We start from the raw sequence: 11,057 nt of genomic DNA on the forward strand, positions 1-11,057 counted from the left end.
CATGGTGCCACCCGCTGACCGCGTGGTGCAGCAACGTCGGGGACAACCTCGCGACGATGCTGCGGCCGGGGTCGGCCGGGTCGTTCACCGCGGCCGACCACATCGCGGTGCTGGACGCGGCGATCGCTCAACTGCCGCCGGGGTGGCGAACAGATCTGCTGGTCACCGTGGACGGCGCCGGGTTCTCCCACGCCCTGATCGACCATCTCACCGAACTCAACACCGCCCGCACCACCAGCGGCGGCTACGGCCGGCGCGGGCGGCGGGTGGAGTACTCGATCGGCTGGCCGGTCGATGCCCGCACCCGCGCGGCGATCGAGGCGCTGCGCGAGCAGGACTGGACCACCGCGCTGCGCGCCGACGGCACGCCCGACCTCGGCCCCGGCGGACGGGACCAGGCCCAGGTGGCGGACCTGACCGGGCTACTACGCCACTCGGCCGGGCCCGACGGGCACCTCACCGACCAGCTCCAGGGCTGGCCCACCGACCTGCGGGTGATCGCCCGCCGCACGCCGCGCCGGCCCGGTGAGCAGGCCGAACTCGGACACGACCCACACTGGCGCCACGGCGCCTTCGCGACCAACACCGCCACCGGCGGACCCGGCACCCAGGTCCAGTTCCTCGACGCCCGGCACCGCACCCAGGCCCACGTCGAGGACGACATCAAAGACACCAAGGCATGCGGCGCGACCCGCCTGCCCAGCAAGGACTACCACCGCAACGCCGCCTGGCTGCAACTGGCCACCCTCGCGGTCTCCCTGCTGGCCTGGCTCAAGCTGATCGCCCTCGACGGCGACCTGGCCAACGCCGAACCCAAGACCCTACGGTTCCTGGCACCAAAGCCGACCTCCCCGAAAAACTCGCCATCCCCTGGCTCAACGGCCACACCCTGCACTACGAGTACGCCTGACACCCCGAAGTTGAGGGCCAATTCGCTGCGTGAAAATCGGCGCTAAACGGCACGGCGTGACAGCGCTTTGAAGTCCCGCCCCGGTGACATGCCCGCTCGCGGTCAGCAGGCGTCGTAGCGGGCGAAGACGTCCCGGATCTCCTCTGGTTTGAGGTCGGCGGCGAGCAGGACCTGGAGCAGGATCCGTGCCTTGTAGGGGTCCAGGAAGCCTGCGCCGATGAGTCCTCGGGCGAGCAGGTCGGATTCCGAACCGGCGAACCCGTAGGTCCTTGACGCCACCGGCCCGGCTCCGGTTCGGGTGGACAGGACGACGGGGATCCGGGCCGCGAGCTCCCCCAGGACCGGCGCCCAACTGGCCGGGACATGGCCGGCTCCGAACCCGGCGACCACCAAGCCGTCGCAGGCCGGGCCCACGGTCCGTAGGAGTTCGTCGTCCTGCCCAAGGAGCGCCGTCAGGACCGCGACGCGTGGTTCGTGCAGCCGGCTCAGTAGCTCGGGGTGTTCCGTCACCGGTTTCCACGCCGGGGCGGGGCGGCTCCAGAGCTGCACGGTTCCTTCGCTGACCCGGCCGATCGGACCGCTGTTGCTGGAGGTGAAGGCGGTGATGCTCATCGAGTGCGTCTTGCGGACGTGGCGGGCGGCGTGGACGTCGTCGGCGAAGACGACGAGGGCGCCGCAGCCTCGCGCCGCGGGTGAGGCTGCGACCTGGACGGCGGCCAGGATGTTGGCCGGGCCGTCGGCGCCAGCCATCGTGGGGTTGCGCATCGCCCCGGTGACAACGATCGGGGCGTCACCGTCGTGGAGCAGGTCGATCAGCCAGGCCGTCTCTTCGATGGTGTCGGTGCCTTGCGTCACCACGGCACCGGCGATCGCGCCGTCGTCGACACGTCGGCGGATGGTCTGCACCAGTTCGACGATGTCGGCGAACTGCAGGGAGGCGCCGGGCAGGCAACGGACGTCATGAACCTCGACGGCGACGCCAGCGGCTTGCAGTCCCGGGACGGCGTCCAGGAGATCCGCCGCGCTGAGCGTCGGCGCCACACCTTGGCTTGCCGCGTTCGCACTCATCGCGATGGTCCCGCCGAGGGTGAACACGCCCACAGCCAGGCCGCCATTCTGGGCGCCGCCGTGCTCGGAGTCGGTCACTGGTCGGTCTTCCTTCCTGTACGCCTACCGCGGATTCTTCCTCAGGCGTCGATGGCGGCGAGATGGCGACAGGCGACCTCCAGTCCCCGCGCGGACAGCAGCCTGCTACGGGGGTTGATCAGACCACCCCACCCCGAGGCCGCCAGTTGACGAGCGCGGCGCCGCAGCCACCTCCAGTCCAGGCCCAGGTAGTGCGCCAGCTCTTCCAGCCGTCCTGCGGAGGAGGCGGCGCGCAGGAGGGAGCCGTTGAGGCTGTCGCCGACGACCTGGTGGAGTTCGCGGCTGAGCGAGACCCCCGGCGAGGGGTCGACGTGCCAGGCCTTGGCGTCTCGCACCCACGTGGCCACCAGCGCCTGGTTCCCACCGCCGGTCAGGAATCCCGGGACCTCGGTGTAGGCCGGGTCCACGGTCACGACCGCGCGGACCCCCAGCGCTTCCATCTGAGCCACAGCCAGGAGCAGCAGGATCCGCTCGGGTCGGCGTGTCGACTCCACGACGTCCTCGGGGAGACAGAAGACCCTCGCCGAGGTTCGAGCGCCGGCGCGGCGGAAGAACGCACTGGTCGTTTGGAGGTACTCCTGCTTGTGGCGGAAGAACAGCCAGGTGGAGGCCTCCTCCCCCCGCTGCTCTCGGGTCCAGAAGACCGGCGCCTCTCGGTGGTCGTCGAGGTGGTGGAGGATGTGCTGGGCACAGAAGTTGGAGCCCAGCCACATCTGGGCAGGCGCGCTCAATCCGGCGGTCTGCTCGTGGGCCGCCTCCGATCCCGCTTCCCAGGACGCTGGCCTCATGCGGCGGTAGGCGTCATCGAGGGAGGCGTCGCCGGCCAGCAGGGCGTCGTCCAGGTTCGTCGCTGCCCAGAGCGCGGCGTAGGTCAGGTCGTCCAGTTCGTAGGCCAGGGGAACTCGCAGAGGCTGCGAGTTCGCGGTGCCCTGCCGGGCGGCGGCAGCGTCAACCGCATAGAAGCGAGGGCCGTCGGCGGCGTCAAGTGACCCCACGACGAGTCGGACGTCGCCGGCTCGATCCGCTGCGGCCAATTCCACGTGGGCGACTCCTGCAGGACGAATTCGGGCCAGGCGAACGGATGCCCGGGCTCCGTCGAAGGCGACACCTCCTGGCAGCACGAGAGTCCCATCGGCACCGCTTGAGGATGCCGCTGCCAGCACGCTCGTCCCCGGCCACCGGACGCGTGCGGTCTGGGCGAGACCGGACAGGTCCGTCGCGGGCTGCAGTGGCTGCGCACCAGCCCATGGCCCGGCGGCGGCTGCTATCCCTGACACCAGGAACGTGCGTCGGCCGATCACCGCGAACACCTGCCCCTCAGCACCGAGTCTCAGGTTGATGGTGCCCGCCAGGTCGTGGTGCGGCGGAACCCCTGCGGGCGTCTTGTCCGCTTCGCTTGCTGCATAGTCCGCATCAGCGTCGTCACCCCATCCCACGATGGGGCTCCCCACTCCGGGGCCTTGGCTGCTGCCCGGTGAGGGGCGCCGCCTCTCCTCCTCCAGGAGGGGAAGCAGCCGGGCGAGGATTCCGCCGGTGGACAGGACACGGTCGCAGTCGGCGGCGAAGCCTGGTGGGGGCCACCTCTCCGCTTTCTCAATCTTGGCGACGGAGTCACCGCTCACGAGCAGGAGACGCCCGAGTTCGTCCTGAGTGAATCCTCTGGCCAGCCGCCAATGCCGGACTTCGGCACCGAAGAAGTCGCGGGTACCGGCCCAGGGTTTCAGCTCTCGCGGAGGTTGGGGCACTGGCCTCCTTCCCCGGAAGTGGACAACACGAACTGTCCACATCCGCTTCTGCCATGACGAGACCCGAGTGGGTCCAATGGTGACGGACGCAGGCAAACCCTACTGCCATGAGTGATCTTCCCAGGGGTTCGATCACCGTCCGTCACCACGGCTGAGGGTTCGCGGAAACCTGATGGGAGATGAGGTGAGTGTGCCTGTCATGGCGTCTCGATCGTCCTGGCTGTGGACCGGTCACGCTCGGCGCGGAACGCCGGTTCCGCGCGCTCCATCAGCGCCCACGCCCGACACCGGGAGCCCTGCCCGACGGCGAAAGGAGCCACAGATGCCGATCCCGGGGCAAGCACCCCAGCGGGAACGGCCGGCAACTCATCTGGACGACCCGAGGGAGCTGTTCCATCAGGCGGTCGCGGTGGGTACCCGGTTCAAGGCGGACGAGAGCGCCTACCGCCGGCGCGCGACGGCCACCCAACTGCGTGACCTGCTGGTCAGGGATCTCCCGCAAGCCGGCACCGATCTGACAGGCCTGATCGAGGAGTTCGAGGCCGAGATCCTGCCCTGGTGCAAGAACGAAGCCAGCCCTCGCTTCCTGGGGTTCGCCGACACCGGCGATGATCCCGGCGCGTTGATCGGCGAGCTGCTGGCGACGTTCACCCAGCAGAACCTCATCAACCAGGGGTTCGACTCCCCCAGCGCCACCTTCGTCGACGTGAGTGTGCTGCGGTGGCTGCGCCAACTGCTCGGCTACCCCAATCCGTCGCTGTGCTCGGTCAGCTCGGTCTGGGACGTCGGCGGGATCATCACCTCGGGAGGAACCACCAGCAACACGGTGGCGATGATGCTCGCTCGGGAACGGTTCCGGCCGGGCACCATGCACGCGGGCGTCAAGAGCGACCACGACATGGTCGTGCTGGTACCGGCAGGGATCGGGCACTACAGCATCAAGAGCGCCCTGTCGTGGATCGGGCTGGGCGACGCGGCCGTCGAGGTGGCGACGACCTCCTTCCGCTACGACCTGCCGTCGCTGACCGCCGCACTGACCGAGCACCGCGAACGCATCGGGGCCGTGGTCGCCTACGCCGGGGACAGCCGGACCCAGACCGTGGATCATCTGGACAGGGTCGCCGACCTGGTCCGGCACCATGCGCCGCACGCGTGGCTGCACGCCGACGCGTGCTGGGGACTGGCGGCAGCCTGCGACCCGCACCTGTCGAGCCTGCTGGCGGGAATCGCCGACTACGACAGCATCACCGTGGACCCGCACAAGGTCCTGTCCGTCCCCTACAGCCTCAGCGCCCTGCTGGTCCGTGATCCGCAGGTTCTGCGTTCGGTGTCCAGCCACTCCGACTTGATCATGCAGGAGGACTTCGCGTTCGGACAGGTCACGCCCTTCGTGGGGAGCCGCCCCTGGGCGTCGCTGAAGTTGTGGATGATGATGCGCCACCACGGCCGCGAGGGACTGGCCCGCATCATCCGGCAGCGGATCGCGCTGCGAAACACCTTCGTGGACCTGGTCGACTCCGACGAGCGGCTGCTGCGCCTGCACGAGCCCGACCTCACCGCCGTCGCGTTCGTCTACCTGCCCCGAGGCGTCAGACCCGGCCGGGCCAGCGATCGGGACGTCGAACACGTCAACCAGGTCAACAAAGCGATCCACGACACCCTGCTCGACGAAGGCACCTGGTTCCTCCACCAGTTCGGACTCCCCGACGACGAGGGACGCCTGCGAGGCGGCGCCCTCGTGCGCCCCCTGCGGTTCCTGGCCGGCAACACCCGCGTCACCGACACGCACCTGCGCGAAGCCCTGAAGGCCGTCATCGCCCTGGGACGCGCCCACGAGGAGAACCTGTGATCGCCGAGGGGAACCCGTCGCAGCCACGAACCGGCTTCCGGGCCGTCTACGAGGAACCCGGCGTCTACGACGAGGTCCTCCTGCGCCACTTCTTCGCCGGCAAGGAGGACACCGACCTCGTCTCCGACTGGCTCACCAGCCACTACGACGACCCGAAGGCCGCAGGCCGTCAGGACCGGCAACAGTGGCGGGTGGTGGAGTTCGGCTGCGGCACCGGCCGGGTCACCGACCGCACGGCCCCCTACGCGACGACCCTGCTCGGCTGCGACTACAGCCCGGTGATGACCCAAGCGTTCGCCGACCGCTTTCCGCAGGCCCAGACCCTGTGCGCCGACACCCGCGACGCGGTCACCCACTTGCTGCGCAACGGGCACCGCAGCAGCTTCGACCTCGTCAGCGCCTTCTGGTCGCTCAGCTACCCCCTCGGAGCCTGTTTCGAGACCCTCGACGCGACCGGCATCGTCCCGATCACCGACCTGCAGGAGGCGGACCAGGCGGCGGGCGCTCTGGTCAACGGGCTGCTCGACCTGCTGGCCCCCGACGGGCACCTGCTCGCGTTGTTGTTCGACTCCGACAGCCCCGAGCAACGCCTGGTGACCTGGGCCTGGGAGAAGGTCGCCCCCACGCCCTTCGGCGACCGCGCCTACACGCGCACCACTCTTCACCGGCACCTGCTGGCCGCCGAGCTCGCCGGGCTCGGCGCCCTCACCTGGACCAGGTCCCCAGGAGTCGCGCTCGCTCCCGACCGGGCCACCGCCGTGCGCTGGTTCACCGCCGCCCACTTCAAGGATCTGCCCCAGCTGACGACCGATCGGGAGGTCATGGACGCTGTCCACGACTTCGTCGATCGCTGGACGAACGCGGACCACACGGTGACCCTCCCCTCCGGGGTTCACCTCATCGACTTCCATCGCGGCGGCGTCGGTGCCGCCCATCTGCCACCCCGCACGTGACGGTGAACAGGCGGACGGCGCTGCCCCTGCCGGACCCCCTGACCTCGGCGGCCCGCAGCCTGGCAACCCAACTCCTCGGCCCCGGCCGGTACTGCATCGCCTACGGATCCCACGCTCGCGACCAGCACGGGCCCTCCTCGGACCTGGATGTCCTCCAGGTGACCCCGGCGTCGCCGTCCCCGACCCAGGCCCGGCGGCTGCAGGACCGTCTGATCCAGCTGCACCGCGAACATGGCCTGCACCTGGACACCGAGGTCGCCTACGAGGTCAAGCTCGTCGCCACCCACGCCGAGGTGCGTGCCGCCCTGTCCCACGCCGCGTTTCCCAGCACGGCCGTCCCGGGTCAGCCGGTGGCCCCGGCGGTGCCCTCGGACGCGGCCTACCTCAACTCCGCATTGTTCAAGCAGCGACTCATCCTGAACGCCTTGACCAGCCCGAATGTCTTCCTCGGTGGCGACGTGGACACCTTCACCGAACACACCCACGCAGCGGAGGCCTCCCTGGCCGTGCTGTCGATGCGGATTCTGGCCGATCAGCGACAACCCGCCGGCCTGGCCGGGTTCACTCTGGGCCAGGCGCTCGACGCCATCCTCGTCGGGCCAGGCGAAGCCACCGGGGAGGACTTCCTCGGCTACCACCGCTCACCGTCGGCTCTGGCGACCCTCAACCGGGGACTGCACCGGCTCATCCCGCCACGGATCGCCGCACCCGTCCGCGAAGCGACCTGGCGGCCCGGACCGTCTTGGGCAGGAACCGCGACCGCAACGACGGCCCTGGGATACTGGCTGCCGTCACAGCGGCAGTGATCCTTACCAATGTCCGGTCCTGCCCGATCGCCCTTCCCGAGTTGGAGCACCACATGGACCAGCAGCACGTCGTCGTCTCGTTGACCGACCAGGTCGCCGACGCGCTGCGACGAAGCATCACCGCGGTCCTGCCCGACCACGCTGACGCCGACCCCCTCGTGCGGCCCTCCGACCACGCCGACCTGCAGGCCAACGCCGCTCTTGGCCTGGCGAAGACGGCCCGGCGCCGTCCGGCCGAGGTGGCCGGAGACCTCGTCGGCCAGCTGGCCACCGGCCCCGGGCAGGTCATCGCCGCCGCCGAGGTCTCCGGCCCGGGGTTCCTCAACCTGACCCTGACCGACGCCGCCGTGTGGGCGCAGGTCCGCGACCGGCTGGCCGCGCCCCGGCTGGGCCTCGACCGCCCCGAGACCGGCCGACGCACCGTGATCGACTACTCCGCCCCGAACATCGCCAAGGAGATGCACGTCGGGCACCTGCGGACCACGATCATCGGCGACGCCCTCGCCCGGATCCTGGCCTTCCTCGGCGGCGAGGTGATCCGGCAGAACCACCTCGGCGACTGGGGCACCCAGTTCGGGATGCTGATCCAGTACCTCGACGAGCACCCTGAAGCCCCCTGGCACGCCGACCAACTGGACGCCGGAACCGACGCCATCGGCGCCCTCGACAGCCTGTACCGGGCCGCCCGCGCCGCCTTCGACGCCGATCCGGCCTTCGCCGACCGCTCCCGCGCCCGGGTCGTCGCCCTCCAAGCCGGAGACGCCGCCACCGTGGCCACCTGGCGGGCGATCATCGCCGAGTCCCAGGGCGCCTTCAACGCCCTCTACGCCCGGCTCGGGGTGCTGCTCACCGACGACGACGTGGCCGGGGAATCCTTCTACAACCCGATGCTCCCGCAGGTCGCCGAGGAGCTGGAACGCCGCGGCATCGCGGTGGACAGCCAGGGCGCCCTGTGCGTCTTCGACCCAGACGTCACCGGCCCGGACGGGTCACCGATCCCGCTCATGGTCCGCAAGAGCGACGGCGGCTACGGCTACGACACCACCGACCTGGCCACCATCCGCTACCGCACCACCGAGCTCAAGGCCGACCGCATCCTCTACGTCGTCGACTCCCGCCAAGCCCTGCACTTCCGGCTGATCTTCTCCGCCGCCCGCCGCGCCGGCTGGCTCACCGACGACGTCGAGGCCCGCCACGTCCCGTTCGGGACCGTCCTCGGCCCGGACGGGCGGCCCTTCAAGACCCGATCCGGCGGCACCGTGCGCCTGTCGGACCTGCTCGACGACGCCGTCGCCTCGGCCCGGGCCACCGTCCAGGAGAAGAACCCCGAGATGCCCGATGCTCAGATCGAGCAGATCGCCGAACAGGCCGGGATCGGCGCGGTGAAGTACGCCGACCTGTCCACCTCACGGATCAAGGACTACACCTTCGACCCGGTGCGGATGACCGCCTTCAACGGCGACACCGGCGTCTACCTGCAATACGCCCACACCCGCCTCTGCTCCATCCTCGACCGCGCCGGACTCCAGGCAGAAGGCGCCACCGCCAGCTCGGGCCGCCCCGACGAGATCGACCTGACGGCCCCGCTGCACCCCACCGAGCGCTCGCTGGTCCTGGCTCTCGACAGCTTCGGCGCCGTCCTGACCGAGTCCCTCACCAGCTACGAACCCCACCGCCTGTGCGGCTACCTCTTCGCTCTGGCCAAGGCCTACTCCGACTTCTACGAAGCCTGCCCCGTCCTCAAGGCCCCCACCCCCGCCGTCCGCGGCAACCGGCTCGCCCTGTGCCGTCTGACCGCCGCCACCCTCGCCCAAGGACTGGACCTGCTCGGCATCGCCGCCCCCCGCGTCATGTGAAGACCCCTGGGCACGCAGCAGCTCGACCCCGCTGCCGGCAACCGAACAAGACCAGGGGTCGCAGGATGCGGGACAGGTAGCGAGGTCACGCCGCGGTGGGCTGGGCGAACACGGTCCGCCCAGCCCACCCGGTCACCGCCGGCGCCCGCTCACACCTCGATCAAGACCGGAAGCCGAGCAGGGGCACGTCGTACAGGTCCGGACTCCTGCGGCGCAGCAGGGCGGGGTCGGTGACCTCGACGACGACCATCTCGACCAGGAACTGGACCTTGGCGCCGAGCAGGTGGCTGGTGTGACCGACGGCGGAGTGTTCCTTGAGCCCGCAGGCGACGTGCAGGTGAGGCATCAGGGCGCCGCTTTCCGGGTCACGCGCCAGCGTTCCTCCCCCGACGGCTTCGACGTTGCTCAACTGAACGGCATCCCAGACCGGGGCCGCCGGATCACTCAGACGCCTGCAGGTGCCGACCAAGTCGACTGACTCGAAGCCGGCAATGAACATCGGCAGGTACGCGCTGGAGACCCGCTCCGCATCGCAGAAGGCCTCCAGCGTGGGGAAGAAGTCGTCCCCGTGCTCGAACACGACCACGAACGTCCGACCGGCCTGTACCTGACGCGCCTGCATGCGCCCAACTGTCCCAGACGATCATCGTCGCCCTCGGCGCCCCGTCAGCGAAACCCGTAACCCCCCGGGCGAGTTGCCCTCGTCGCGACCGGCCTCGCAGTGATCGAGACAGCGCACGGTGGCAAGCCACGCAGTCCACGCGGCGGCGCCAGGCCGCCCGCGCCCCACCCTAGCTGCGCTACGCACAGTCACCACCCCTACGAGGGCCTGGTGCTTTCGCCATGGTTCGCCTGCTTCTGCACCACTGCACCCGACAGCAGATTCGTGTGACATACGCCACGTTCGCGTCCATCGGAATCCGGCCAAGTCCGGCGAAGTCTGCTGACATTTTGCTGACAAATGATCTAGAGGCTCGCTCTCGATCTTGAGAGCAAGCCTCTGACCTGCGGTTTTGTTGTGGAGGTGCTCGCCTCGTACTCGCACACCTCACATGTCGCTGACCTGCGACGATGCGCCATCACTCGTCGGTCGGACGTCGACACCGTTGCTCTATCGGCGCCGAAGCTGCCGTGGAGCCTGCAAGACCGTCTCGACGAACGCACCCGTGCCGACCTGATCGCCGCCTACCGCGCCGGCGCCACAGCCACATCGCTCGCAGCCACGTACGAACTAAGCCTGAGGAGCGTCAAGCGCCTACTTGCCGCCGCCGGAGTTCGCCGCGCGCGACTGCCCGCGTGACGGCACGGGCGTCCGTGAGGCCACCGCGCTCATGGCCGGGGGGCGACGCACGGTCATGTCGTCCGGTCTTGAGCGCCCCGAGTACGGCGCCAAGCCCGGCGTTTGCAGATTAGAGCCGGCATCTGTTAGATGCGCGGCGTGACTGATCATGACGCGGGAGCAGAGGAGCTTCTTGCGGTATGGCTCGCGGGGCTCGCCTCCTCAGGTACTGCCCGGGCATACGAGCGCCATGTTCGGAGCTGGGCCGACTGGTGCCAGGGTAGGGCTGATGTCCTGCACGGGAGCCCGAGCCAAATTGCCGAGTATCTGGAAACTTACGCAGGGAAAATCTCAGCAAGATCGCAGGCACGATCAGCCTTAACAAACTGGTATCGATGGTTGAATTCTCTAGGCATTGGCAATCAGAATCCTGCCTCCACATCGAAACCGCTATGCGATCACCCAGCCTGCGGGTCGCCTCACTACGCTAAAGGATACTGTCGCAAGCACTGA

Annotated in this window: 9 protein-coding genes; 6 read left to right on the forward strand and 3 right to left on the reverse strand. The window is 69.4% G+C overall.

Features of this window, described 5'->3' with window-relative positions; all coding sequences use genetic code 11:
* A partial coding sequence (locus AC08OU_RS17225; RefSeq protein WP_476605318.1) for a transposase occupies window positions 1-956 on the forward strand: 956 nt, incomplete at its 5' end.
* A 56-nt stretch (window positions 957-1,012) separates the two neighbouring features.
* Here AC08OU_RS17225 and AC08OU_RS17230 read toward each other — a convergent pair.
* Together AC08OU_RS17230 and AC08OU_RS17235 are read right to left on the reverse strand one after the other, a co-directional pair.
* Window positions 1,013-2,056 carry an asparaginase gene (locus tag AC08OU_RS17230; protein WP_476605319.1) on the reverse strand — a complete coding sequence of 348 codons (1,044 nt, stop codon included), beginning with the start codon at window positions 2,054-2,056 and terminating at the stop codon, window positions 1,013-1,015.
* A gap of 41 nt (window positions 2,057-2,097) precedes the next feature.
* Window positions 2,098-3,801, reverse strand: a complete 1,704-nt coding sequence (locus AC08OU_RS17235; protein ID WP_476605320.1) for a helix-turn-helix domain-containing protein — start codon at window positions 3,799-3,801, stop codon at window positions 2,098-2,100.
* A gap of 322 nt (window positions 3,802-4,123) precedes the next feature.
* On the opposite strand from AC08OU_RS17235, the gene AC08OU_RS17240 reads away from it, so the two are divergent.
* From AC08OU_RS17240 to argS, 4 genes are read left to right on the forward strand one after another with little or no spacing between them, the layout of a single operon-like run.
* Complete coding sequence (locus AC08OU_RS17240) at window positions 4,124-5,650, forward strand: pyridoxal phosphate-dependent decarboxylase family protein (RefSeq protein ID WP_476605321.1); 1,527 nt, start codon at window positions 4,124-4,126, stop codon at window positions 5,648-5,650.
* Window positions 5,647-6,603 carry a methyltransferase gene (locus AC08OU_RS17245; protein WP_476605322.1) on the forward strand — a complete coding sequence of 319 codons (957 nt, stop codon included), beginning with the start codon at window positions 5,647-5,649 and terminating at the stop codon, window positions 6,601-6,603. The genes AC08OU_RS17240 and AC08OU_RS17245 overlap by 4 nt, the downstream gene beginning before the upstream one ends.
* Before the next feature lie 2 nt (window positions 6,604-6,605).
* Entirely contained in the window at window positions 6,606-7,409 is an 804-nt protein-coding gene (locus AC08OU_RS17250) for a nucleotidyltransferase domain-containing protein (RefSeq protein ID WP_476605323.1), read from the forward strand.
* Between the two features lie 53 nt (window positions 7,410-7,462).
* The gene (argS, locus tag AC08OU_RS17255) at window positions 7,463-9,265 is read left to right on the forward strand and encodes an arginine--tRNA ligase (protein WP_476605324.1); all 1,803 of its coding nucleotides are present in this window, start codon (window positions 7,463-7,465) and stop codon (window positions 9,263-9,265) included.
* A gap of 160 nt (window positions 9,266-9,425) precedes the next feature.
* On the opposite strand, the gene AC08OU_RS17260 is transcribed toward argS, so the two are convergent.
* Window positions 9,426-9,887 carry a PPC domain-containing DNA-binding protein gene (locus tag AC08OU_RS17260; protein WP_476605325.1) on the reverse strand — a complete coding sequence of 154 codons (462 nt, stop codon included), beginning with the start codon at window positions 9,885-9,887 and terminating at the stop codon, window positions 9,426-9,428.
* Window positions 9,888-10,694: 807 nt separating this feature from the next.
* On the opposite strand from AC08OU_RS17260, the gene AC08OU_RS17265 reads away from it, so the two are divergent.
* A complete protein-coding gene (locus AC08OU_RS17265; protein ID WP_476605326.1) occupies window positions 10,695-11,057 on the forward strand; it encodes a site-specific integrase in 363 nt (120 codons plus the stop codon).

The sequence above is a fragment of the Frankia sp. CcMO1 genome (genome assembly GCF_977945845.1).

Coding starts and splice junctions, on each gene's coding strand:
- AC08OU_RS17265 (WP_476605326.1), top strand. CDS start 10,695: ATGCGCGGCGTGACTGATCATGACGCGGGAGCAGAGGAGCTTCTTGCG.
- AC08OU_RS17260 (WP_476605325.1), bottom strand. CDS start 9,887: ATGCAGGCGCGTCAGGTACAGGCCGGTCGGACGTTCGTGGTCGTGTTC.
- argS (WP_476605324.1), top strand. CDS start 7,463: ATGGACCAGCAGCACGTCGTCGTCTCGTTGACCGACCAGGTCGCCGAC.
- AC08OU_RS17240 (WP_476605321.1), top strand. CDS start 4,124: ATGCCGATCCCGGGGCAAGCACCCCAGCGGGAACGGCCGGCAACTCAT.